This window comes from Komagataeibacter xylinus, from assembly GCF_031081985.1.
GTDB classification, from domain to species: Bacteria; Pseudomonadota; Alphaproteobacteria; order Acetobacterales; family Acetobacteraceae; genus Komagataeibacter; species Komagataeibacter xylinus_E.
On sequence record NZ_JARWSK010000001.1, the window covers coordinates 260,912 to 283,683 of the forward strand.

Below are 22,772 nucleotides of genomic sequence, written 5' to 3' on the forward strand. Positions count from 1 at the left end.
TCATGAGGTCTGCTTCACCCATTCCCCACCTCCACCACACGCCCGCTATCAACGAGCCGCTGCCAGACGACAGCCTCCATCGCCACGATTTCCTTCCGATGGCGCACCAGAACGCGATGCGGGCCCTGCATGATCAGTTCCAGCGGCTCGGGATCGCCACCAGGGTTGTTCAAGGTATGGGTCATGCCAATTTCTCCCCGGCAATCACGCGCTCCACGTCCCGCTCAATGGCCGTGCGAGAGATAGCCCGAGACTGTCCGACCAGCTTGTCGCGCAGAAAAATCCGCGCGACGTTGCTTGTGCATTCCACTCGGTAGCCTTTGCAGAAAAAGCCAAAATGGCTATCGACGCGGAGCCTCATGCCGCCTCCCGATTGCTGGAAGGCCGGTCATCCTTCCCAACGCCGCGCAGCGTGTAAGCCACCATCGCCATCGCATTCCACAGCACGCAAACTAGATGGAGGCTACCGCTTTCCTTATCACGATCTTCTCCCTGAGCCCAGGCAAACAGGTGTCGCAACAGCGATGCGTAACACGTCATGAGCGGCATGCCTTTCTCCCAGTTACGCTCAGGATATTTCTTTCCCGGCCCCATGCTTTTTGTCATGTGCTCAGCAAGGGCGGTCATCACGTCAGGGGGCAGGTAATCCAGTCGTGCTTTCCCATGGTTGTGGCGTTCCGCCCGATCTTCAGTGGGTGGATTGGCTGGAACGCTATCCCAGCCGCGATACCAGTCATCTTCTCCGGTCTCGGCCTTGTGGATGTCATCAGGCACCACTCGCGGCGCTCCACGCTCAGCAGCCCGGCGGCCGCGCTGGTATGGGGTGTGGGTTTGTTCGGTCACAGGCTTTTCTCCATCAGGGATCGGTTCTGGACCCAGCCCCGGAAATTGCGTTGGTCGGTTTCATCGTGGAAGCTGGGCACGTAGGGCGTGGACTGGTGCTCGAACGGGCTGGCGTGGAATGGCCTTGATTTGGTCAGACGTTCACCAAGCGCCACATCCTCAGCCAGCGATGACTGGCGGCCATCATGTGTCAGGTAGGACGTGCGGGCACAACGGGCCGACGACACGGCACGAAGGTTGCGTGTCGGGTCCATGAGGCCCTGGTATTCGCGGATTTCCTCTGGCGTCACGAACGGCAGGTGCCATTGCCCTGTATAGAGGTGCTGCGTATCCGCCGTTGAAATAGCCGATTTCATTGTCTGTGCCAGCGCACGGATTTCCGGCTGTGCATCCTCATGGTCACGCAAGTCCATGAAATTGTCCCATTCTGTGGCAGTCACCACCACGTTGATGTGGGCAAACGGTTCAAGGATGCGGTTGACGATCTGTTTATGAGCGCCGTGTCCAGCCATAAGGCGTGCAGTTTCGACGGCATATTTAGCACTGTCATGCCAAAGCATTTCTGTGGCCGACCTATCGTCGATTGACATTTCCTCACGCGCCTGCATCCCTGTCTGGTTCATCCCCCAGAACACAGGCACGGCTTGATCGCGATCAACGTCCACAATCAATCGCTCGACCGGTATAGCCCTGCTGCTGCTGGCGTTCCGGCTGAACTGCCGGTGCGTCATGAATTCGGCATGGATGAAGCGAGGATACCGCAAGAGAAGCGTGTCGATACGTTTTCCAGCATTGCTAATGCTGGCGAGGATTGAGGTGGCTGTGATGGTCACTGGCAGTTCTCCGCGTTCATGGCGGCGTCAATGGCATCACGCGCCGTATCCATGCCGCTTGATCGACAAACCTGATCCGTGGCTACGAGAAAGCCATCATCGAAAGCGCGTAGTTCGGGGAAACGCTGCTTTTCCAGCCAATCCAACCGCTCTGTATCCCGCTTCGTGCAGTTGCAGGGGCCATTCGGAAACGCCGGTTCGTTATGTGTAGCGCAGTCGCTATCGTGGCCGTCACCAACGCCACCAAGGGCACGACGAACGATTTCGGTCAGTTCCTCTGCTGTGACCAGCATCATATCCGGATTTCCATCCGGCGATGTCCGGTCCGGAAGTTCCGCAACATCCCGGGCAACGCGGACCGCCACATCGAACATCTCCGCACGCTCCAGTTCACGCCCGCGCTGGATGGCAGCATCAATCGTCTCTTGAGCGAATGCATAGGAGGCTTCTTTTTTGCCTCCTTCATCCATCATTACCACGGCAAGGTCGTTGATCTGTTCTTCCCGACTTCTCACGACTGCAATCCCTCAAAATACGGGCAATCCTCTCGATCACCGTCTATCCAATCCAAAATCTGTCCCAAGGCGTCTTCGGTTTCTTCTGTCTGTTCTTCGACAGGCAATTCCATCAACCGACGATATTCGGCATATTCTCGGCTGGTCACGACTTCTTCCCTTTATCGTCGGTTAGGGCGCGGATGGCGACGGCACATTCATCTGCGGCAAACATACGTTCCTCAAATGCCACGACATCCACATCATTTTCCGCCGCGTCACCCAGTGCGTAATAATGAACGCTGATTTCCTGAGCGACTTTGGCAGCCCGCTCCCGCTCATCCTTCCGCATCTGCGCGAGTTCGGATGGGTCTGGGCATGGGCAGATGTATTGCCACTCCTCATAAATAACTGTTTCAAGAACTTTGGGTCCAGCAGCAGTAATGTATGCCTTTACATTAGCCTTCCAAAGGACTGGCAACTCATAACCGTCCCAATTCACCCAATGCCACCCACTCCGCTCCGGCTGGTCTGGCAGGCCGTTCCAGTCGCTCATTCCACTGGCCTTCCGTTGATGGCTGCATCTGACCAGCGCAAAACCTTCAGGGCAGAGGAGACCAAATTATCCGTAGGGGCTTCGCTCTCTGTGGCTTGCAGAAGCGTGCACCAAATGTCTGACAGGGCCATTTTCAGTCGCTTAATATCCGCATCCTTCTCAGCCGCTACACGGGCCTGCTGATTGCATGCGTCACGTTTCCCCGCAGCCCATCCCTTTTCGTATGCGAGGGCAACCTGCGCCTCCATGTCGGTGCGGCGGACGAGGGGCACGCCACCTTCAAATTCATTGTGGATTGAAACTGCGCAGCACCCGGGGTTCTTGAGGGCGGCGAAAACGTAATCCCGTGCCCATCCAACCGTCTCCACATCCGCGCACGGCGGGATGGGGGCGGCAACGTTACGAATACCAGCTTCTGCCACCTTACGGTCATCGCGAGAAACCACCATCTCCCTTTCCGCACCATCACAGAATTTATCGACCTGCTCGTCCGACAGCGGAAACCGCACCACCACAAACTGTTCTTCGTTTTTCATAATCACATCTTCCAAATCAACCTGCCGAGCATCAGCTATCAGTTCGTTTTCAGAACCACACATTGTCAGCCCCCACGATCTGGTCGAATGCGGCCCACGGCTCGACCCCGTTGGCGCGGGCAATCTGGAGCCTCTCGTGCTGCTGGGCGGTTAGGGGCGCAGAATTATGCGCCCGCATGTGGAGTTTGACCTGCTCCAGCCACGATGTGGTTCGGGTCAGGTGTTCGGGTTCGGCGGCGTCGGAGATCTGGCTCATGCGAACTCTGCCTCGCTGATACGCTGAGCATTATCGGTTGCGCATTTGGTCAGAGCAGAAAACGTTGCCTTGTCGTGCTTTTCGACAAATTCGATCAACTCCTTGTAGCGATTAGACATGTTGATTCTTTCAAGGGCCTTCATGTCGGAAGCAGCATTCATGGCATTAATTGCCCTTTCTGCCGCTTCTTGAGCAGAGCGTACCTGTTCCGCCAAGCCATCTACCACTTGCTTGGTTTCATTTTCTGCCGGTGCTGCCTTAGATTGAGACTTTTCCGTCTGGGTAGCTTGCAACGGTTTGACCGTATAAAGCTTTTTGCTTCCGCGTGTGACCTGCAGAGCTATGGGCATATCTTTTTGCAAGCCACTCATATGGCTTATGCGTATGCCGCCCACCATGATGCCACCAAACTTCACGTTGGGCTCGCGGAACAAGGTCATAGCCTTCCCGGCGTAGCTGTGACCATCCGATCCCCAGACATGAACCATAACCCTGCGCATAGATTTGCACGGATAGTATGGCTTCCCATTACAACCCTTGTAGAGCACTGCCACAGGCTGATCCGCATTGCCTTCGGTTACGCGCTCAATCTCAACTGTGCGCGGGCCACCAAGTAGATCATCAGCATTAAGCTGATCAGACTTGGCGATAATCGTCTTGCTCATGTCCATCAGATTACGATGTCCTCTTCCATCGCCCTTCGCTCAACGTAAATAAAACTGAGCGCAGGGTCAGCCAATGCTTCAGAATATTCGGTATGCTTCTCGGCCAGACGGGCTTCAAACTGTGTGGCTGCGTCTATCAGAAGCGCCTGGTATTGCGGATCAGGCAGAACTCGCTTTATCATCATCTTTCCGCCGCCTCGGGCAGGAAAACTGATGAAGTCAAGCCATTCTCGGCCTGAGATCATAAGGCCAGTCTGTATCTGAGCCATATATTCAGTTGGCACTGACCTGCTACAGATCACTTCAAGCTGCAAACCATGGGCTCGGGACTTGCATTCGAGCAGCCCCTTGCTGCCAACCAGTCCATCTGGGGAATAGCCGATCTTAAAACCCCATTTGTCCTCGACCATGAAGCCAACATCACTGACTGGTGCGACGTGACCAGCATAGTAAATCTTGGCTTCAATCTCGTCCTCATGACCACGCTGCATGGCGTAGGTTTGGGGCGTTTCCTCAACAATCCCGGTGATGCGCTGGGACAGAAGATCGGCGACCAGACGGCGCACGGTCTCGTTATTGGCGATCTTTCCGGTAGGCGTGACCAATTTACCGATTACGCTGGCCGTCAGCACACCACAGCGCGCCTGAAGCCACTCATCCGTTCCTTGCTCAAGATCATCATAAACCGTGAGGGCCATCACATGCACCCCTCAACAAACGCCGCCCGCTGACCACCAGGAAGCCACAGTGCGCTATAATCAGGGAACGGACATGCCGGGATGGTCAGATCATCTGATGGCCGCCGGATCTTGCTATCCCATTCGCCGCCATACTGCTCTTGCATGCCCCGGATAAAGGATTGCCTCTGTGCGTTCGTCACAGCCCCTTCCTCCCTACATGGTTCTGCATCACGCGCCGGTTGATCCGCACGCGCTGGTGTTCGGTCAGGGGGAAGGTCATGGCAGCATCTCCGCAAGAAATGAGTGGCTTTTACGGGCCTCGCACAGGCGCGCCAGAACATCCTCAAGATCGGCTTTGATCTCGGGCCGCGTTTCCTTCTCTACGTCGCGGCGCAGAACGATTTCAGCGCGCGATAGACCCTCGTAAATGTTGTCGAGGGGCTGTTCATACTGGCTGGTCATGCCGCGAACTCCATACGCTCGGCCCGGCGAATATCGGCGCGGTCAAAAGCGAGGCTCTCCCGCTCGCCTGCCTCAATGCGCTCAACCGTTTCCGGGAAGTCCTTGATGGACTTGTTCACCATGACGATTTCATCATCCAGCGCGCCACCATGCACACCGCCCGTCATGTCGCTCACGTCATGAAAGCGGGCATCAACACCCTTCGCCTGTTCGCGCAGAGCGATCAAAGATGACTGATACTCACGCAGCCGCTGATATTCGTCCTCGGCCCATGCGGGCCAGTAGCCGCCCAGAGCGTTATCAATATCACCCTGCGAACAACCGTCAGGAAGATTACTGCACATAATCAATTCCTCTCATTACTTGGAAAATAATCGGCCAACTCGGCCATTTCACCGGCTCCCGTAAGAGCCGATGCGTATGGGCGTGTCAGTAGGACAGGATGACGTTCGGGACTTTCCCCTGCACGATTGCTGTGATTACGGCCTTCCCCTGATCATCAGATAATCCCAGAGTGATCAGGGCGCGCAGAGCATCACCATTGACCTTAGCTTTGTGGGCGCGGTCGTTTGCCCTGCGCTCGGCTTCCTGTTGTTCGCGCCGCTTTTCGTCTTCAGCGCGCTTTCTCTCGGCGGCAATAGCCGCCTGCTTGTCTTCTTCTGCCTTCTTTTCCGCAGCCTTGCGCTGCTCTTCCGCCTGCTTAGCCGCCTCAATTTTCTGCTGCACGGCACGCCGTGCCTGCTCAATCGCTGCCTGCCGTTCGCGCTCAACCCGATCCTGCTCAATCTTCGCCCGGCGCTCGGCTTCTATACGGGCGGTTTCCGCGGCCTGCCGTGCGATCTCTTCCTCACGGGCCTTACGTTCTTCTTCCTGTCTGACGCGCTGCTTCTCAGCCTCTATCGCTGCAATGCGATCGGCATCTTCCTTCGCCTCACGTCGCTCCTTGGCAGCAATGGAATGCGCGTTCAGGTTTCTTTCTGCGTCTTCATAGGCTTGTGCGCCGCGCGCCGCGAATTCCTGCCAGTCCCGACCACTGAACGATGCCAAAGCATCCAGACGCTGACGGACAAGTTCCTCATTTGGTTCGGCATCAAAGCGCGCCAGGTATTCAATCTCACGAATGGCAGACTGATGCGCTTCAACGCGGTCCTTTTCCCGTGCCTCATATTCATCGACGGGTGCGCGCACTTCATCGCGCAAGGCATCCAAACGATCACGGATAACCCGGCGATCTTCGTTTACGCGATCAACAATGGCCTTCGCCTCGGCCTGAACCTCTTTACCCATGCCATCTAAAGCCGTCTTTGACCGCGCGACTTTATGGGCAATAGACTTGATCTCTTTCCGGCCCTTTTCAGTCGTCGGATCAACTCGCATTGCACGAACATCGCGCTCTAACTTACTAATTACATCTTCAACGCCGCCCTTCTGGAAAACAACCTGAGGGGTTAAGGTCTGGATTACTTCAATAGCATTTATAGTTTCGCTCATCATGGTCTCCATATCGTGCCAACTCGGCCAGACTGCCGGGACCGCAATCCCGGTGGCCTGGGCGTGTCAGGGCATTGCAACAGTGGCGAATGCGTAGAACAGCGTTCCCAGAAGCATGGCGCCGAGCAGCGCCATGCCTATGAAGCGGGTTAGGTGGTTGTCGGGTATGGGAGGCATTACTGCCTCACCATTTTGCCATTCTTGATGGCATAGAGAACGCCAGCCTCAATGCCATCTTCGCCTTCGTAGATGTTGATGAAGCGATTGCGGATGCCGTCATGCCAGACCAAAGAGGCGGCGCCGCCTTTGCCCAGTCTTACCGATCCGCGACGACCTGCAAATGCTATGGTGGCATTCTCCCCAGAGCATACAATCCGCGTGCCGTCGCCCGAGGAACCGATCTGCGCGCCGTTGCCAGAGGAACCGATCCGCGTGCCGTCGCCCGAGGAACCGATCCGCGCGCCGTTGCCCGAGGAACCGATCCGCGCGCCGTAGCCCGAGGAACCGATCTGCGCGCCGTTGCCAGAGGAACCGATCCGCGCGCCGTAGCCCGAGGAACCGATCCGCGCGCCGTAGCCCGAGGAACCGATCTGCGCGCCGTTGCCAGAGGAACCGATCTGCGCGTCGTAGCCCGAGGAACCGATCCGCGCGCCGTAGCCCGAGGAACCGATCCGCGCGTCGTTGCCCGAGGAACCGATCCGCGTGCCGTCGCCCGAGGAACCGATCCGCGCGTCGTTGCCCGAGGAACCGATCCGCGTGCCGTCGCCCGAGGAACCGATCCGCGCGCCGTCGTTCTCGTCAATATCAACACCTTCGGTTACGGCAATGATCGAACGAACGTCGCTTTTGATGAAATCAGCACTGATGTTCTTTACATCGAACGCCATATTGGCCAGCCAATGCGCATCATCGTAACGCTTGTCAGCATAAAGGCCATTCATGACCTCGCCATACGAGCCGCCCTGGGGGAACTTCTCGCGGAACCAGTAGCGACCGTCGGAGCACGCGCCCCATTTTCGGATCTTGAGGAGGGTAATCTGTGCGGGGTTGTTTTCGGGAGCAGTCTGCTGCTCGGGCTGTGTGTGGGTCATCAGTGCGCCTCCCCGATACGGCCCGTCTCAAGCTGCGGGACCATGCCATCTGTCGGCACATAGACCACGGTCTTGTTGGTCTGATTGTCGAGCTTGCTGATCCAGAGCCAGCGCAGGTAGTCTGCGTTCTCTTTCAGGCTATCGCCGATGATCTTGTTGGCCTGCGCAGTTCCTTCGGCACGAAGAACCTCCGCATCCCGCTCCGCCTGTGCAGTCTGAACCAGCACCTGCCGGTTCTGCGTCGCCTGCGCCAGTTCGGCCTCTCCGCTCATTTTGGCCGAATAGACAGAATACTGAGGGCAACCATACAGCCCTGCGCCAGCGCACAGCGCCACGACCATTCCCAAGCCGAATACGGCACCAAAGCCAATATCGTCTGACACTTCCCATCTCCGTGTTGGTGATGGGGTAATCATGCGGCCAAATGACCGCGACAGTCAACGGTCAAATGACCGCTCAGTGAATTTTTTTGGTCAATTGTCCGGGCGTGCAAAAACCGCCTTCGCGAATCATGCGGAACACAATAAGAACATAGAGGAAAGGATTCGCCATGCCCGCACCCGAGACCGAAGCCTACGTGTTCCAATCCTACAGGCTGAAAGGGGAGCCAGGCGCGCAATATCCATGGCCAACAGGTCTCGTGCACTGTCAGTCGCGCCAAGAGGCCATGATGCGGTTCTATCAGGTCAGATCAGGGCTGACCGATGATGTGGGAGCCAGCGTGTTTCGGTTCTCTGTGGGGGATGATGGCGCACCACTGACCGAGACGCTGGAGGAAGTGGGGCAGGTGGCTGTCGTCCAGGCATGAAAAACCCCGCCGGAGCGGGGTGCATATTAGTGATTGGGCATTGTCATTAAAATTCGAAGAGCTATCCCTCCAACTGCTACAGTGGCCGTCACTCCTAATCCCAGTAGCCACTTAACGGCAGAAAGACCATCTTTCCTAAGATCTTTTATATCTGACCGAAGGTCGCGCAAATCTGTCCGCAGATCCTTGAGCGAATCCTTGGTGTTTTCTGCAATCGCTTCTAATTTTGCAACACGTGCATCCATGTCTGGATCATATGGCCCATTTCCGAGTGAATGCAAGGAATCTTGGTCGGCGGCGCCAGGGAAGTTTTTTGCCGAATAAACCTTAAATTTCTCCTGAAGTTCAGCCAGATTATTTTTCATCATTAATTACCGCCTCAGGGTATTCCTTACGAATTAATGCTATCAAATTCCTTTGCTCCGAAGACTGCTCCCGCAGAGATTCAAGAGATTCGCTTATCCCTTTCATAAGATCATCTGTTGATAAAATATCATGGCTGACTTCAATTCCGTTCTTTTTTAAAGAAACTATTATTTCTACTACTTTCATTGATAGTTCTACTAGTTTCTTTTGAATATCATCGGCCCTGGAATGAAGTTCCAAGATATACAGTAATATTTTTACATCGCTTTTGTTCATGTAAAATTTCCGATACTATAATGAATAGACCATATCCAAATTACGTATATAAACCACCCGACATGTTCTGCTATCGTTCCATGAGAACGAAAGGGAAACAATGAACGGAAACGCGGCGAAAGACCTACGGGTGCTTGAAGATGGGTCAGGCCGCATTGGTGTCGATTCTGGCCTTGAGAAGCGCCATCAGACCGAAACGCTCTTCCTCGCTCATAGCGCGCCAGATCTTGAGGAGAAGAACCTCGAATCTATCATGAGCCACATCACCACCCGACTGATCCGGCGCAGGACTGAAGAGCATGTTAGGGGTCAGCCCCAGCGGCTTCAGGAACTCAAATGGCAGCACGTTCAAGGTGTGAGCTATTTTTACCACTGCGAGAAGATCAGGCGCAGTGGTGCGGCGCCGAGCGTTTCGCATGGTGTCGATCCCCACACCAGCCGCACGCATGACTGACGACTCCGACGGTGAACCGGCGGCTTTCAGGGCTGCGTCATAGACGCTGAAGAACTCCTCTACGCTCATGCGGTCTTTTTGCCGTTTTTTGAGGAAAATTGCATGCGGTAATACGACCGCACTTTCTTGTTGACGAAGCGGTCAAATGACCGCATTGTTCCGTCATGGAACTCACAGAGAAACTCTCGAAACTGACTGATGCCTACTGCGAGGCGCGTGGTGTATCGGTCGCGACAGTTTCGGGGATTATTTTCAAAAATAGTCGAACCCTTCCACGAGTGAAATCCGGTGGGGATCTTAAGACGCGGAGTTATCAGCGCGCCGTCGCATGGCTAAGCGATAATTGGCCCCATGACGCTGCGTGGCCCGATGGCATTGCTCGCCCCGACCTGTTCCGAGGCGTGACGGTCGTGCGGCCTGAAGGGGAGGGGGTGCGGTGATGAGAAAGATCCAGAACCTGACAGGAAAAAAATTCGGCAGCCTGACAGTTATTGATTTGGCCGAACCATCCAAACACCGCGTCCAACGCTGGCTGTGCAAATGCGACTGTGGTGCCGATCACATTTCACCCGCAGGCAATTTGATCAAAGGAACATCATTGCGATGCCGTGGATGCGCAAATGTTCTCCGCATCAAGACGATGCGTGCATTTCCGCCGGATCAGCATAAAAAAAATGCTCCGCGCGCACGGACGGTGAGGCCAGCCCCCATCCCCGCATCTAAGAAGCCAACATCTATTGAGCGCCAATACCGAACAATGCTGGCGAATGGTGACAAAATCCATCCCGACAACTGCATCCGTTTCTCCAATTTCACCGAAGTCCGGCTTTATGACCGGCTGATACAGCGCGACGTGGACAAAATGACGCAGGGAGCGATGGGATAATGGCTGGTCATTTCTCACAGACAATCATCCTCGGAAACGTGGGTAAAGATCCGGAAATCCGGACCAATCAGGGCGGCCAGAAGGTTGCCAGCTTCACAGTGGCTACGTCCGAAACATGGAAGGACAAGCAGTCTGGCGAGCGGCGCGAAAAGACCGAATGGCATCGCGTTGTGTGCTGGAATGAGGGCCTGACCAGCGTGATTGAGCGGTTCGTCCGCAAGGGGGCAAAGGTGCAGGTTGTGGGCCAGAACCAAACCCGCAAGTGGACCGACCAGAGTGGGCAGGATCGCTACACGACCGAGGTTGTGATCCAGAAGTTTGGCGGCAATTTGGTGCTGTGTGGCGAACGTGGTGGGGATGGCAATTCACCCCCTGAGCAGTCCCAGCCACGCCAGCAGGGCGGTCAGCAGCGTTCGGGCGGATGGGATGCGCCGTCCGGTGACAATCTGGATGATGAAATTCCTTTCTGATGCCTCACCCGCGCCCTGCCAATTCAGTGGCCACCATGCCTGCCAGGTGCTGCCGGACCTCAATGGTCGCGAAGGGATGGGTGACCGCCCATACCCGCGCCATGAGGACCAGCGTCTGTGGAATTGACAGGGTGCGGTCGGCTTCTTTCATGCCGTCCGCTGTTTCTATGGGCGGTTTTTCCAACAAGGGTTTCTCCAGTTCCGTCCGTCGCTGTTCGGAAGATGGAGAAACAGTTGTCCAAGCAGAGAGAAATTTTTTCCGTGAGAGCAGAAAGGGTGGAAATGAGCACGCCTGAAGCAATCGCGAGCAACGTTCAGGCGAACCTTCACGTGATCGCCGGAACCTTCGGCGCCCGCGCTGGCCTGAAAGAAGTTTTCAGCCGCCTGTCCCTGCATACCGGCCTGACCGCCGGGCAGGTCAAGCGGCTCTGGTACGGGGAATGGAGCGTCATCCCGGCGCATGTGTTCCTGGCTGTCCAGAAATCATACCGCAAACACATGGAGCGCGCAGAGCGGCAGGCCGAGCACCAGGCCGCCATCTACCGCGCCCTGAGCACTGAATGGGACGAACAGTGGAGCGATACATCCTCCTACGACGCGCAGCCATCACCCGATGGCGCGCCAGCCGCGCACTCCGCCGCGCCATCTCCCTGCGGCGATGGGCTGAATACCTGAGCGAACGGGCTGACCGGCTTGAGCGCCGGGCCAATGAACTGAAGAGGGAGGCTGGAGAGTGACGCACCAAATAACCGGCCGCCCGATTGCAGAAATGAAATCAGTTCTGGCCGACGCGGTGGAACTGGCAGGCGGCCAGCACGCGTGGAGCCGGAAAACCGGCATTCCGCAGTCGGTCGTGTCGCTCACGCTGAGCGGACGCCGCGACGTGTCGGAGAACATCGTCAATGCGCTGGGATACGTGACCCGGACCGTTTGCCTGCCGATGAAAGGGCAGAACGCATGAAGGTGCTTGTTGGCTGTGAATACAGCGGCATCGTGCGCGATGCGTTCATTTCCCGCGGTCATGATGCCATGTCGTGTGACCTGCTGCCTTCTGAGCGTCCTGGCCCTCATTACGCGGGAGATGTGAGGGACGTGCTGGATTATCCGTGGGATCTGGCCATCTTCCATCCGCCGTGCACGGACCTGTCCGTCAGTGGCGCGCGCCATTTCAAGGAGAAGCGCCTGGACGGCCGGCAGCAGGCATCCGTCGCGTTTTTCATGAGCCTGACGAAAACCGGCATACCGCGGGTCGCGATCGAAAACCCGGTCTGCATCATGTCCTCGCTATGGCGTCGGCCGGACCAGATCGTCCAGCCCTGGCAGTTCGGGCATGGAGAGACCAAGGCAACGTGCCTGTGGCTGAACAACCTGCCGCTTCTTGAGCCGACCCGGATTGTCGATGGGCGCGAGGCGCGCATCCACCGGATGCCGCCTTCGGCTGACCGCGGAAAACTGAGAAGCGCAACCTATCAGGGGATTGCCGATGCAATGGCAGACCAGTGGGGGCGCTCAGATGCCTGACCGCACATGGACCCGCGTGTCCGGCGTTGACCGGGACGGCACGTATTTCGTGGGGATCTACAACGTGCGCACGAATATCGAGGCGCGCGCGTGGCTCCTTTTTGAGAACGTGGAATTCATTCGGGGTCGCGTAACCGGGCTGCGCTATGAGGCGCTAGGGCCGGGCGACCGCGCCTGTCCGTTTCCGCCAAGGGAGATGGCGGCATGAGCACCATTTCCTTTCCCCTCGCACGATCGACGCCCGTATCTAGCGCAAAATCTAGGAAGGGGGTGCCCAGAGGGACATCGTTCTTTGACGGTAGAGAAGGCGAACTTAGAGACTTATCCGCGACGATGACACTTGCGCAGTTGTCTTCTTATTTCGGATGTTCCGAAATTTGTGTCTCAAGGGCGAAAAGGCGGCTTGGAATCAAGATTTCCCCCCCCGCGTCAAAAATTTTCCAAAATTATCGGCATGGAAGCTGAATTCCTCTCAATCCATAACTCGTTGCCCGATAAGGATCTAGCCAAGCATTTTTCGGTTTACGTAAGCACAATTGAAAAATGGCGCGTTCGTTTAGGCGTAAAAAAAACTGCGAACCGGTGGGATATAAATCCCCATCCACGAGGCGCCTTAGGCATGAGGCATTCCGACAAGGCAAGACATGCAATATCGAAAAGTGCGTCTGCATGGTGGGAAGCGTTGTCCGATGAGGATAAGAACATTGCAGTATTGAAGCGAATGAAAACTCGAGAAAAAAACGGGACGCTCTACCCCAGCCGAAGGGCTTCCTCTTGGAAGGCTGGGTGGCGAGAGATAGGTGGAAAAAGGATATATTTCCGGTCTGCGTGGGAAGCAAATTTTGCGCGATATCTTAATTGGCTGCAGGAGAAAGGGGAGATTTCAGAATGGGAACATGAACCGGAAACATTTTGGTTTGACCAGCCCAAGAAAACGATCGATGGGAAACGACTCGGCGGCATTAGGCGCGGTGTCGTCAGTTATCTTCCTGACTTTGTAGTAACAGAACTACCAGGTTCTCTAACATATTACGAAGTTAAGGGATGGATGGACGCGAAAAGTAAAACAAAGATAGCGCGGATGAGGCTTTATTATCCCGAGATCTCTTTAAGAGTTATCGACGGTAAATCTTATGCCGATCTGAAGAAAAAAATGAGCATGATTATTCCGGGATGGGAGGATGGGACAAAGAAAAATATCTTGCCAGAAAAGTGCCCTAACAAATCCGTCCAATCTGTGAAGAGCAAGCTGTGTGAACAGCGGACGGTCGTGACCATCACTGAGCATAAATAAAAATGACCCGGCACGCAGTAATGCGGCCGGGCCAATAGGATCAAAAATGAACACGAATTCTATTGCACAGATTGGTGACAATTCCAAGCATTTCGCGGCCGATCCGGTTCTATCGAGCATGATCGTGCAGGGCGGACACAAGGCTGACGTGGCCCGAATGATCATGCTGCGCCAGGAGTTCAGTGCAGCCTTTCAGGCAGCCATCAAGAGCGCTTCAGACCTTTCGGAGATGCAGGAGCACGCCGACGATACCGGCCGAATGCTGTCCTACCTGATGCAGATCGAGGGGTGGGATCGATGAGCAAACCCACCTACAAAAAGCGCTACGGTTGGTCCAAGTTCTGGTGGAAGGACTGGCAAAATGACCTTGCCCTGAAGTCCTGCTCCTACGCTGCGCGTGGCCTCTGGATGGAGATGTTGGCCATCATGCATGCTGCAGAACGCATCGGTTTTTTTGAGATTTCTGGCAAGAAAGTTGGAATAAAACAGCTTGCCGGACTGACAAATGGAAGCGATCGGGAAGTCAGAAAACTACTCTCCGAACTGCAGGAAAACAACGTGTTCAGCGTCGATGAAGACGGGTTTATCTTCTCGCGCCGCATGGTCAGAGACAAGGAAAACTCTGACATTTCGGCAGAATATGGTCGTTCGGGGGGTAATCCCTCACTGACAAAAAACGATGACAAAAATAGCAAGGGAGGGGTTAACCCCCCCGATAAGGGGGCGGATAAGCCGAGGGATAAACTCAAGAAGCTAGAAGCTAGAAATAACCCTATAGTCCCTTTGATTTCGGATGCCGATGAGCAGACCCTGGGCTTCGAAGATTTCTGGTCAGCCTACCCGAAGAAGGTTGGCAAGGGTGCTGCGCTGAAGGCGTTCGAAAAGGCCCGGCAGCGCGTCGACGTCCAGACCCTCCTCGACGCCATTGCGGGGACGAGCTGGTCCGAGGATCACAAGTTCATACCCCACGCCTCGACCTGGCTCAACGGCGAGCGTTGGGCGGATGAGGGTGTTCTGCTGCAGCAGTCGGCAGCCAAGGCGCAGTTCGACCTACCAGCCTACGAGGAGGCTGCGCGGAAATGGGCCAAGAGCGGCTTCGAGGGTAGCATGCCGCTTCCTGAGCATTTCCCGCTGAAGGAGGCTGTCGATGCCTGAGGCGTTGCATTTCGAGCCCGCGGCGCAGGAAGCGCCCGCCAACGCCTTGGCCGAAGCCTGCGTGATCGGGTCGATCCTGCTCAACAACGCGGCCTACGACAGCGTGGCGGACGTGGTGAAGCCGGAGCATTTCTACCACACCGACATGGCCGAGATGTTCCGGCTAGTGCAGGGCGAAATCACGGCAGGCCGGAAGGTCTCACCCGTCACCATCGCGCCTCAGATCCGCGCCAGCGAATACCTCGGCGCCGAGTGGCAGGCGAAAAACCTGCCTCGCATCATTTCGGCTGGCGATGTGCGCATGGCCCGCGAGGCTGCGCGGTCAGTGGCCGCGTGTTGGGTCAAGCGTTCAATCCAGTCCTACGCCGACGAGATGCGCGCGCGGGCAGCCAATTCGGAAGCCACGGCAGACGATATCCTGACCGAAGCGTTGGAACATCTGGAGGCGCTGGCGAAAGGGGCCGATGCGAGCCGTCCGGCAGTTTCGGCCTACGCGGCCGGACAGGCGCTGATGGAGGAGACCAACGCGAATTGGCAGGAAGGGCGCTACCTGTCTGGCCTCGACACGGGCTTCGCGGAACTGAACAACAAGATCCGCGGCTTTCGGCCGGGCGCGATGTATGTCGTTGCTGCTCGCCCAGGCATGGGCAAGTCGGCGTTTGCGCTGTCCTTGGCCGTGCGCATGGCGCAGCGGAATGGCCGCGGGCTGTTCTGGTCGGGCGAGATGTCGGCCGAGGAGCTGATGGGGCGCGCGATCGCTGCCAAGGTCCGCATGCCGCTGGACATGGTGCTGACCGGGATGGATGACCGAGAGGGGCAGCCCGAGCGCGTCCTGCAGCGGGACATGGCTCGGATGGTCAATGCTTCGATCGCGCTGAAAGAAATCCCGCTTTCGATCGATGACCGCGAGGGGATCACGGTTCCGCAGCTACTCTCCCGCGCTCGCCAGATGAAGCGCTCGAAGCAGGGCCTGCAGTTCGTCGTGGTGGATTACATGGCGCTTCTCCGGCCATCGGCCATCGCACGCAAGTCGGGCAATCGCACGACCGAGATGACCGAGATCAGCGCCGACCTTGCCCGGATGGCGCGCGAACTGAAGGTCCCGGTCATTGCCCTGTCCCAGCTCAACCGGCAGTCCGAAAACCGCGAGGATAGGCGGCCAATGCTTTCCGACCTGCGGGACTCTGGAGCGATCGAGCAGGACGCCCGATGCGTGATCGGCCTTTACCGCGAGGAGGAAACGCTGCGGACGCGTCTGAGCAGCGAGGGGCAGCTTGCCCGGAACGCCAACGAGGCTGAGGCGGCCTACGAGAAGCGCCGCAATGAGTTTCATGCCGCGCTGGAGCGCTCGAAGGGGAAGGCTGAGGCGATCGTTCTGAAGAACCGCGGCGGCCGGACTGGCATCGTGGACATGCTGTTTGACGGCCCCTGCACCTGGTTCCGGGATGTGAATGATGGCGAAAGATCAGAAGCTTGGTGATGCAAAAAATGGCTGAAAACCAACACGAAAACAGTACCAATCCGCGCGCCGGGGTGGTACTATCCAGCATGGATAACGCCGACGAAATATGGCCGCACCGCTGCGGCGCCGACTACGTGGCCAACCTCGCGCCGCCAATCGACTGGAACGCGGCGGCTGCGAGATGTCGGGCGCGGTGTGAGCGTGACATGGCTGTTTCCGCTTCTAGGATTGGCGCTGAGGGCGGTTCAGCGTCTGATATGGGAGATTAACCGTGCGAGACGATAAGGGCGCTGTGCGGACGAATATGGAGGGTATGGCAATGTGCCTTGATTGCGACATATCCCGCTCTGACGGGTCAAAAATACGTGCTAGAGACTGCGGCGAGCTGGCTGCGGCGCTCCGTATGGAGTTTCGCGACTTACCCCTGAACTGCCCTGACCCGCGCGGTCCTATTGAGGCTGCCGAGTGCCTGTGTTGGGTTGATGTGCCCGCGCTGGCTGAGCGGCACGGCATGATTTTCGAGGAACCGGATTATTCTCCGGGCAGTGACCGTTGGGATGCCTATGCGCTTCGAGAGCGTGTGGGTGAATTGGGAGGCGAAGAACGATGATTGCGGAAATATGCCTCGCTCTTGGCGTCGGTTGGTTTCTCGGGTGCTACATGGCGTTCAGTTCGCTTTCCAAGAAAGCCAAGGCAGGGAAATTAATCTCGCTGGATGGTGTCGTTTACCGAGTGACTGAGGTTCGGGGATGAGCAAATGGCAGGCCATCGCGGCGATCAGCGAAAACGCATCCATGGCTGTTGGGGTAATAGGCTGCGTTTGGGCGGTCGCGTGGTTTCTGGTGAAAACCAGATGATCCGCTTCCTGAAACGCCACGTATGGCCGTGGTCGGAGATTGAGCAAGGTCGGCGCATCGCTAGCAGTCGGCTTGAAGACTGGTGCAGTGCGGAAGGGCGTATAATTGATCTCCGCGCCCAGATCGTTGATCTGCAAATGCGCCTCGACAAATACGAGCGCCCACGCGGGAAGGACGGGAGGTTCGTTCGGGATGAGTGACGCGCTGAAAATCGCCCTGATCTGGGTTCTGTTCCTCGTCTTGATCGTGCCTGTGTCGGCTGTGTGCTGGGTGGTTATTCAGTGGCGTAAGTGGAACGGAGCATGAGGGCATCTGGATACGAACGAAATACCAGCGATTGGTACGTAGAGCCCGCTTGGTCCGTGGACGCGCTGCTCCAGGTTGAGCGCCGTTTTATTGGCCCCGTTATGGACCCGTGTTGTGGAGGCGGAAATATCCCCAGACAGTTGGCGCGAGATGGTGTTTATACCGTCAGTGCGGATGTGCATGATCGTGGGGTGTGGCCGGTTGATATGGTTGGTGATTTCCGTAGTGCCATACCGGCAGTTGGCCCTAATAGTATCATCAGCAATCCGCCCTATGGTGAAGCGCGGGAGTTCATTGACTGCGCACTCGCACATACAGCGGATCGCGTTTGCGTGCTGTTGCGTCTGGCGTTTCTGGAGGGGATCGCGCGCCGGGAGTGGTTCAAATCGGTGCCTTTGGCGCGCGTGTGGGTGTCGTCGCGTCGAATGTCCATGCCGCCCGGCGGCTCGGATATCCCCGCCAAGGGAGGCGCGATCGCTTACGCGTGGTTCGTGTTTGAGCATGGATGGAAGGGCGCGCCTATTATTGGCTTTCTTCCAGATGTTTCTGAACGGGTGACAGCATGATCCCCAGACGCCAACGCCACTTCCAGCAGGAAATGCAGGCGCGAGGGGGGTCAGCCACCATCTCACGCGGCGGACACCTGAAATGGACCCACAGCAACGGCGCAATCTATTTCTCGGCAGGAACGCCGGGTGACCGCAGGGCAGTGAAGAACGCTCGGGCGGATATGAGGAGGTTGGAGAAGTGAGCGTGCAGGCATTGGTGATGGCTGGCCCTGCCGAATACTGGCTGTGGCAATCAGGATGGCTTATCCCTCTGGAATTGTTTGTCGGGTCAGTTTTTGTTTGCTGGTTTTTGTTTGTCACAGTTTCGATCATGAACGTCCGTCATCGGGCTATGAAAGGTTAGGGAGTGCACGTCAAAAACCCTTTCTTACGCCGCAAGAAAACAGTCTCTGAACTGGAAGGCCTTGTCTGTGAGGCATGGAATGAAGGCATCCGCGACGCCAAGGCGCGCCGATGCTTCATGGTTCATAAATGGGGAATGTGGGAACCTTTATCCGGTCATGAATATCAATGGCAGACACGCCGATGTTTGCAATGTGGGAAATTTCAGGATAAGCGCCGATGACTCAGACCATCTCCAAAGAAACCCAGAGGACCCTTAACGCAGTCGTCACGCCCGAACGCCAGCGCCGGTCGGAATGGACATTACAGCACGGCGCTCCGCGTGTGCGCTCAGCGGTCAAGACACTGTTGAACAGCGAGTATATCGAACAGGATGCGGCGGACGCTGCCGAACGATGGTTGCGGGCTTACAATCTTGGCAAGAACGATTACGTGGAATATGACGAAAACCACGTGATGAATACGACCGTGAAGCACGATGAGGTGTCATGGCAGATGCTACGCGCGGTTTCGTGGCGCGAGGTGGCGTTTGTCAGGTCACATCTTGGGCGGCAGGCACATCAGTTGTTCGAATTGATGCTAGTTGATGAAAAGCCGTTCGGGCAGATCGCGGAGATTGTTTTTCCGTCGCTCGGCCTCACCACCGGCATCACGCGGTCATCGGCGGCATGTGCGATGGTCCTGTCCCAGCTTCCCGGCGCGTTCAAGGCATATGACCGGTGGGTAAAAAACCAGTCACACAGGCAGGATCGGGGCGACTGCTGGCTGTCCAAAGAGATGTCGGAAAAATAGCACTTGCCCTTTTCGAAGAAATATGGTGCTTTGTCGTTACATTAGATTAATTGCGTTCAATGGCCGCCGGTTGGTGGCCTTTTTTTGTTCGAGGGTGATGTGGACGAGAAGATGAAGGCGGGCAGGCCGTCTGGTTTCTCAACTGCTGTTGCGGACGAAATTTGCGCGAGAATCATGGATGGGGAAAGCCTTCGCGCGATATGTCTAGACGATCATATGCCGGGCCGAAGAACGGTATTTGAATGGCTTGACAACGACGCGCATAAGGATTTCCGCGCCAGGTACGCGCACGCACGCGCGCGAGCCGCTGAGGCGTTTGAGGATGAAATTGTTGACGTCGCGCGTGCAGCAAATGCCGAGGATGCCGCCGCCAAGCGCCTTCATGTCGATACCCTGAAATGGGTGATGTCAAAGCGCGCCCCCAAGGTATACGGCGACAAGGTTACGCAGGAGCATACAGGACCGGACGGCGGCCCCATGCAGGTCAGTGAAATTCGTCGCGTAATAGTGGATGCCCCTAAAGACTGACGATGAAACCTCTGGATATTCCTACAGCGCGCGTGTTCGAGCCATTGCTTGCGCCGCGTAGGTATAAAGGGGCATACGGCGGTCGCGGATCTGGTAAATCGCACTTCTTTGGTGAATGCATTGTCGAGGAGCATTTGCGCATCCCAGGGCACCGAACGGTGTGTATCCGTGAGGTGCAAAAATCCATCGAACGATCATCAAAGCAGTTGATCGTGGACAAGATCAGCAAGTTCAATTTGAACGGCCTGTTTGACGTTCAGGATCAGTTGATAAAAACGCCCGGTGGCGGCCTGATTATCTTTCAGGGCATGCAAAACCATACTGCGGATAGCATCAAGTCCCTTGAGGGGTTTGACCGGGCATGGATTGAGGAAGCGCAGTCGATCAGTGCCTATTCGTGGCGCATGCTGCGTCCGACTATGCGAAAGGCGGGGTCGGAAATATGGGCCAGTTGGAACCCGGCCAGCCCCGATGACCCTATAGATGACTTCTTTCGTGGTCCGGGGTCTGATCGCCCTGACCTGATCTCAGTTCGGGCGAACTGGTCCGATAACCCGTGGTTTCGCTCTGGCACCCTCCCCACGGAACGCATCGAGGACCAGAGGGCGCGACCGGACGAATATGGGCACATCTGGGAAGGCGATTACGTCAGCATCACGGATGCGATCATATTCAGGAACCGGGTATCGGTCGAGGAATTCAAAACCCCGGATGACATGCGGTTTTACTACGGCGTTGACTGGGGTTTTGCGAAAGACCCGACGGCGGCGGTGCGTTGCTTTGTGTCGGATGGGTGCCTTTACGTGGATCATGAGGCGGGCGGCGTCGGGATAGAACTGGACGATACTCCAGCCATCCTGAGTCAGATACCTGGCGCGCTCGATTGGCCGTGGAAGGCGGACGGTGCGAGGCCGGAAACGATCAGTTTTCTTGCCAACAGGTTTGGGTTTCGCATCAGTGCGGCGAAGAAATGGCCCGGAAGTGTCGAGGACGGGGTGGCGCGCCTGAAATCGTTCAAGCGCATTATTGTTCATCCTCGCTGCAAGCGGGTGGCAGAAGAGTTCAGGAAGTATTCATACAAGGTGGACAAGAGGACTGAGGAAGTCCTTCCTGTCATTGCGGATGCGTGGAATCACTGGATAGACGCCCTGCGCTATGCGCTTGATGGGGTAATCCAGAACAGGCGCACCGTTCCGGTTTTCAGTTCAGCAGACAACGACCAGATTTAGGCGACAAATGTTCTTCAGGCGCAAGAAAGAAGCAGCTCCCGTGCCTGTGCGGGTTGAGCCTGTGCTTACGCGCGCCCATCGCAATCCTATGGTCATGCGGGACACGGACTGGCGTGAGGTAGACCGCAAGCCCGTCGCGTCTAGAGAGATCGCAAAGCCATACCAGCCAATACCCGGCGTCATCCCTGACGGTCAGGTTCTGGCGATGGACAGCGCGTATGGTCCCGGAGTTGCCCAGTCGATCAACAACGCCATTGCCGACGGCGTGGTGTTTCTTGGCTATCCGCGACTGGCGGAAATGTGGTCCCAGCGCGTTGAATACCGGCATATCGTCGGCACCCTGTCTGAGGAGGCCACTCGCGAATGGATCGAGTTTCACGGCCCGAGTGACGAAGCAAAGAAGGAGCGCATCGAGCAGCTTGAGGCCGAATTTGTCCGGCTCAAGGTGCGCGAGCACTTCAAGATGCTGTCGGATCTGGATGGTGCTTTCGGCATCGGTCAACTGTTCCTCAACACAGGATTGCCGCACCTGTCCGACGATCTGGCGACGCCACTCCTTCTCACGCCGGAGACATTCCCCAAGGGCAGCCTAAAGGAAATTGTTCCTATAGAGCCGATCTGGACCAGCCCGAACGAATACAATTCAGAAAACCCGCTGCGCCTGGACTTCTATCGACCCACGAAATGGTGGGTTATGGGGGCGACCGTCCATCATACGCGACTGTTGCGGTTCGTGTCGCGTGAGCCGAGCCAGATCCTCGCGCCAACCTACAATTTCGGCGGCGTGCCCCTGATCCAGCTTGCCAAGCCCTACGTCGATAATTGGGTGCGCACACGTCAGTCCGTGAGCGACCTAATCAACGGCTGTTCGATTGTCAGTCTCAAGACTGACATGGTGTCCGTATACGAAAATGCGGGCATCGGCGGCCTGATCGATCGGGTCCAGAATTTCATCAAGTTCCGCGATAACCGTGGCGTGTTCCTGTCCGACAAGGATAGCGAAGAACTCCAGATTTTGTCTGCGCAGTTGGCCGGTCTGGACAAACTCCAAAATCAGGCGCTCGAGCAGATTTGCGTGGTCGCGCAGATGCCGCTTGTCAAGTTCTCGGGCATATCCCCGTCAGGCTTGAACGCATCGGCAGAAGGTGAAATTCGCGTTTGGTATGACCGCGTTGCGGCCTATCAGGAGGCGTTTTTCCGACCCGGCCTCACGCATGTCATGCACGCGGCCATGCTGAACATATGGGGAGAGATCGATAAAGATATCGATTTCAGGTTCATCCCCCTGTGGCAGTTGGATGAAGCCGCAAAGGCCGCGATCGCAAAGACGCGCGCTGACACGCGTGCCGTCTACGAGGAAATGGGCGCGGTCAATAACGACGAGGTGCGTTCTTCCCTGCGCACAGATGAAGATGGGTTGTTTGACGGGGCCGATCTTGGTGGCCCCGGATATGAGCCTCTGGCCGAACAGGAAGGGAAAGACCCTGAAAACGGGGGAATTCACCTGTTCAATAATCCAGCCGCCCATACGGATAATGACGGTGTTTGAT

Annotated in this window: 37 protein-coding genes; 16 read left to right on the top strand and 21 right to left on the bottom strand. The window is 56.6% G+C overall.

From position 1 onward, the window contains the following. Positions 1–14 precede the first annotated feature (14 nt). From QEG70_RS01160 to QEG70_RS01235, 16 genes are all read right to left on the bottom strand, one after another. Positions 15–185 (bottom strand): hypothetical protein, encoded by a 171-nt coding sequence (locus QEG70_RS01160; protein ID WP_308718951.1) that lies wholly within the window; start codon positions 183–185, stop codon positions 15–17. Continuing rightward, positions 182–361 carry a hypothetical protein gene (locus QEG70_RS01165; protein ID WP_308718952.1) on the bottom strand — a complete coding sequence of 60 codons (180 nt, stop codon included), beginning with the start codon at positions 359–361 and terminating at the stop codon, positions 182–184. The genes QEG70_RS01160 and QEG70_RS01165 overlap by 4 nt, the downstream gene beginning before the upstream one ends. Continuing rightward, positions 358–843 carry a dATP/dGTP diphosphohydrolase domain-containing protein gene (locus QEG70_RS01170; RefSeq protein ID WP_308718953.1) on the bottom strand — a complete coding sequence of 162 codons (486 nt, stop codon included), beginning with the start codon at positions 841–843 and terminating at the stop codon, positions 358–360. The genes QEG70_RS01165 and QEG70_RS01170 overlap by 4 nt, the downstream gene beginning before the upstream one ends. Next, a complete protein-coding gene (locus tag QEG70_RS01175) occupies positions 840–1,676 on the bottom strand; it encodes an FAD-dependent thymidylate synthase (RefSeq protein ID WP_308718954.1) in 837 nt (278 codons plus the stop codon). Before QEG70_RS01175 ends, QEG70_RS01170 begins: the two co-directional genes overlap by 4 nt. Beyond that, on the bottom strand, positions 1,673–2,191 hold the full coding sequence (locus tag QEG70_RS01180) for a hypothetical protein (protein WP_308718955.1): 519 nt from the start codon (positions 2,189–2,191) through the stop codon (positions 1,673–1,675). The genes QEG70_RS01175 and QEG70_RS01180 overlap by 4 nt, the downstream gene beginning before the upstream one ends. Continuing rightward, positions 2,188–2,340 (bottom strand): hypothetical protein, encoded by a 153-nt coding sequence (locus tag QEG70_RS01185; protein WP_308718956.1) that lies wholly within the window; start codon positions 2,338–2,340, stop codon positions 2,188–2,190. The genes QEG70_RS01180 and QEG70_RS01185 overlap by 4 nt, the downstream gene beginning before the upstream one ends. After that, entirely contained in the window at positions 2,337–2,726 is a 390-nt protein-coding gene (locus tag QEG70_RS01190; protein ID WP_308718957.1) for a hypothetical protein, read from the bottom strand. Before QEG70_RS01190 ends, QEG70_RS01185 begins: the two co-directional genes overlap by 4 nt. Further along, the gene (locus QEG70_RS01195; RefSeq protein WP_308718958.1) at positions 2,723–3,325 is read right to left on the bottom strand and encodes a hypothetical protein; all 603 of its coding nucleotides are present in this window, start codon (positions 3,323–3,325) and stop codon (positions 2,723–2,725) included. The genes QEG70_RS01190 and QEG70_RS01195 overlap by 4 nt, the downstream gene beginning before the upstream one ends. Beyond that, the gene (locus tag QEG70_RS01200; protein WP_308718959.1) at positions 3,312–3,518 is read right to left on the bottom strand and encodes a hypothetical protein; all 207 of its coding nucleotides are present in this window, start codon (positions 3,516–3,518) and stop codon (positions 3,312–3,314) included. Before QEG70_RS01200 ends, QEG70_RS01195 begins: the two co-directional genes overlap by 14 nt. Continuing rightward, positions 3,515–4,183, bottom strand: a complete 669-nt coding sequence (locus QEG70_RS01205) for a hypothetical protein (RefSeq protein ID WP_308718960.1) — start codon at positions 4,181–4,183, stop codon at positions 3,515–3,517. The genes QEG70_RS01200 and QEG70_RS01205 overlap by 4 nt, the downstream gene beginning before the upstream one ends. Before the next feature lie 5 nt (positions 4,184–4,188). Then, the gene (locus tag QEG70_RS01210) at positions 4,189–4,881 is read right to left on the bottom strand and encodes a lambda exonuclease family protein (RefSeq protein WP_308718961.1); all 693 of its coding nucleotides are present in this window, start codon (positions 4,879–4,881) and stop codon (positions 4,189–4,191) included. Positions 4,882–5,139: 258 nt separating this feature from the next. Beyond that, entirely contained in the window at positions 5,140–5,325 is a 186-nt protein-coding gene (locus QEG70_RS01215; RefSeq protein WP_308718962.1) for a hypothetical protein, read from the bottom strand. Further along, the gene (locus QEG70_RS01220; protein ID WP_308718963.1) at positions 5,322–5,669 is read right to left on the bottom strand and encodes a hypothetical protein; all 348 of its coding nucleotides are present in this window, start codon (positions 5,667–5,669) and stop codon (positions 5,322–5,324) included. Before QEG70_RS01220 ends, QEG70_RS01215 begins: the two co-directional genes overlap by 4 nt. 85 nt (positions 5,670–5,754) lie before the next feature. After that, positions 5,755–6,819, bottom strand: a complete 1,065-nt coding sequence (locus tag QEG70_RS01225) for a coiled-coil domain-containing protein (protein ID WP_308718964.1) — start codon at positions 6,817–6,819, stop codon at positions 5,755–5,757. 173 nt (positions 6,820–6,992) lie between these two features. Beyond that, complete coding sequence (locus tag QEG70_RS01230) at positions 6,993–7,907, bottom strand: YdhT family protein (RefSeq protein ID WP_308718965.1); 915 nt, start codon at positions 7,905–7,907, stop codon at positions 6,993–6,995. Next, entirely contained in the window at positions 7,907–8,290 is a 384-nt protein-coding gene (locus tag QEG70_RS01235) for an SPFH domain-containing protein (RefSeq protein WP_308718966.1), read from the bottom strand. The genes QEG70_RS01230 and QEG70_RS01235 overlap by 1 nt, the downstream gene beginning before the upstream one ends. 167 nt (positions 8,291–8,457) lie before the next feature. Here QEG70_RS01235 and QEG70_RS01240 point away from each other — a divergent pair, with 167 nt between their 5' ends. Beyond that, positions 8,458–8,715, top strand: coding sequence for a hypothetical protein (locus QEG70_RS01240; RefSeq protein WP_308718967.1), 258 nt, complete (start codon positions 8,458–8,460; stop codon positions 8,713–8,715). Between the two features lie 26 nt (positions 8,716–8,741). On the opposite strand, the gene QEG70_RS01245 is transcribed toward QEG70_RS01240, so the two are convergent. The 3 genes from QEG70_RS01245 to QEG70_RS01255 all read right to left on the bottom strand — a co-directional run bounded on the left by QEG70_RS01245 (position 8,742) and on the right by QEG70_RS01255 (position 9,880). Next, on the bottom strand, positions 8,742–9,083 hold the full coding sequence (locus QEG70_RS01245; protein WP_308718968.1) for a hypothetical protein: 342 nt from the start codon (positions 9,081–9,083) through the stop codon (positions 8,742–8,744). Beyond that, the gene (locus QEG70_RS01250; protein ID WP_308718969.1) at positions 9,070–9,357 is read right to left on the bottom strand and encodes a hypothetical protein; all 288 of its coding nucleotides are present in this window, start codon (positions 9,355–9,357) and stop codon (positions 9,070–9,072) included. The genes QEG70_RS01245 and QEG70_RS01250 overlap by 14 nt, the downstream gene beginning before the upstream one ends. A gap of 145 nt (positions 9,358–9,502) precedes the next feature. Then, entirely contained in the window at positions 9,503–9,880 is a 378-nt protein-coding gene (locus tag QEG70_RS01255; protein ID WP_308718970.1) for a hypothetical protein, read from the bottom strand. Between the two features lie 370 nt (positions 9,881–10,250). On the opposite strand from QEG70_RS01255, the gene QEG70_RS01260 reads away from it, so the two are divergent. Both QEG70_RS01260 and ssb read left to right on the top strand, forming a co-directional pair. After that, positions 10,251–10,697 (top strand): hypothetical protein, encoded by a 447-nt coding sequence (locus tag QEG70_RS01260; RefSeq protein WP_308718971.1) that lies wholly within the window; start codon positions 10,251–10,253, stop codon positions 10,695–10,697. Beyond that, positions 10,697–11,167 (top strand): single-stranded DNA-binding protein, encoded by a 471-nt coding sequence (gene ssb, locus QEG70_RS01265; protein WP_308718972.1) that lies wholly within the window; start codon positions 10,697–10,699, stop codon positions 11,165–11,167. The genes QEG70_RS01260 and ssb overlap by 1 nt, the downstream gene beginning before the upstream one ends. A gap of 4 nt (positions 11,168–11,171) precedes the next feature. Here ssb and QEG70_RS01270 read toward each other — a convergent pair whose 3' ends face one another. After that, complete coding sequence (locus QEG70_RS01270) at positions 11,172–11,318, bottom strand: hypothetical protein (protein WP_308718973.1); 147 nt, start codon at positions 11,316–11,318, stop codon at positions 11,172–11,174. A 131-nt stretch (positions 11,319–11,449) separates the two neighbouring features. Between QEG70_RS01270 and QEG70_RS01275 the strand changes: the two genes are divergently transcribed. From QEG70_RS01275 to QEG70_RS01310, 8 genes are all read left to right on the top strand, one after another. Further along, positions 11,450–11,842, top strand: a complete 393-nt coding sequence (locus tag QEG70_RS01275) for a hypothetical protein (RefSeq protein WP_308718974.1) — start codon at positions 11,450–11,452, stop codon at positions 11,840–11,842. A 58-nt stretch (positions 11,843–11,900) separates the two neighbouring features. Continuing rightward, positions 11,901–12,128 carry a hypothetical protein gene (locus QEG70_RS01280; RefSeq protein WP_308718975.1) on the top strand — a complete coding sequence of 76 codons (228 nt, stop codon included), beginning with the start codon at positions 11,901–11,903 and terminating at the stop codon, positions 12,126–12,128. Further along, positions 12,125–12,688: a hypothetical protein gene (locus tag QEG70_RS01285; protein ID WP_308718976.1), complete on the top strand. Its 564-nt coding sequence runs from the start codon at positions 12,125–12,127 to the stop codon at positions 12,686–12,688. The genes QEG70_RS01280 and QEG70_RS01285 overlap by 4 nt, the downstream gene beginning before the upstream one ends. Continuing rightward, the gene (locus QEG70_RS01290; RefSeq protein WP_308718977.1) at positions 12,681–12,896 is read left to right on the top strand and encodes a hypothetical protein; all 216 of its coding nucleotides are present in this window, start codon (positions 12,681–12,683) and stop codon (positions 12,894–12,896) included. The genes QEG70_RS01285 and QEG70_RS01290 overlap by 8 nt, the downstream gene beginning before the upstream one ends. Positions 12,897–13,142: 246 nt before the next feature. Continuing rightward, positions 13,143–13,982, top strand: coding sequence for a PDDEXK family nuclease (locus tag QEG70_RS01295; protein WP_308718978.1), 840 nt, complete (start codon positions 13,143–13,145; stop codon positions 13,980–13,982). A 46-nt stretch (positions 13,983–14,028) separates the two neighbouring features. Further along, positions 14,029–14,283 carry a hypothetical protein gene (locus QEG70_RS01300; protein WP_308718979.1) on the top strand — a complete coding sequence of 85 codons (255 nt, stop codon included), beginning with the start codon at positions 14,029–14,031 and terminating at the stop codon, positions 14,281–14,283. Beyond that, entirely contained in the window at positions 14,280–15,137 is an 858-nt protein-coding gene (locus tag QEG70_RS01305) for a hypothetical protein (RefSeq protein WP_308718980.1), read from the top strand. The genes QEG70_RS01300 and QEG70_RS01305 overlap by 4 nt, the downstream gene beginning before the upstream one ends. Continuing rightward, positions 15,130–16,617, top strand: a complete 1,488-nt coding sequence (locus QEG70_RS01310; RefSeq protein WP_308718981.1) for a replicative DNA helicase — start codon at positions 15,130–15,132, stop codon at positions 16,615–16,617. The genes QEG70_RS01305 and QEG70_RS01310 overlap by 8 nt, the downstream gene beginning before the upstream one ends. Positions 16,618–17,266: 649 nt before the next feature. Here QEG70_RS01310 and QEG70_RS01315 read toward each other — a convergent pair. Further along, a complete protein-coding gene (locus QEG70_RS01315; RefSeq protein WP_308718982.1) occupies positions 17,267–17,593 on the bottom strand; it encodes a hypothetical protein in 327 nt (108 codons plus the stop codon). Between the two features lie 225 nt (positions 17,594–17,818). Between QEG70_RS01315 and QEG70_RS01320 the strand changes: the two genes are divergently transcribed. From QEG70_RS01320 to QEG70_RS01340, 5 genes are all read left to right on the top strand, one after another. After that, positions 17,819–18,328 (top strand): hypothetical protein, encoded by a 510-nt coding sequence (locus QEG70_RS01320; protein WP_308718983.1) that lies wholly within the window; start codon positions 17,819–17,821, stop codon positions 18,326–18,328. Between the two features lie 564 nt (positions 18,329–18,892). After that, positions 18,893–19,465 (top strand): hypothetical protein, encoded by a 573-nt coding sequence (locus QEG70_RS01325; RefSeq protein ID WP_308718984.1) that lies wholly within the window; start codon positions 18,893–18,895, stop codon positions 19,463–19,465. A gap of 99 nt (positions 19,466–19,564) precedes the next feature. Continuing rightward, on the top strand, positions 19,565–19,993 hold the full coding sequence (locus QEG70_RS01330) for a terminase small subunit-like protein (protein WP_308718985.1): 429 nt from the start codon (positions 19,565–19,567) through the stop codon (positions 19,991–19,993). Between the two features lie 2 nt (positions 19,994–19,995). Continuing rightward, positions 19,996–21,222, top strand: a complete 1,227-nt coding sequence (locus QEG70_RS01335) for a PBSX family phage terminase large subunit (protein WP_308718986.1) — start codon at positions 19,996–19,998, stop codon at positions 21,220–21,222. Between the two features lie 7 nt (positions 21,223–21,229). Next, complete coding sequence (locus tag QEG70_RS01340) at positions 21,230–22,771, top strand: DUF1073 domain-containing protein (protein ID WP_308718987.1); 1,542 nt, start codon at positions 21,230–21,232, stop codon at positions 22,769–22,771. Position 22,772 lies beyond the last annotated feature (1 nt).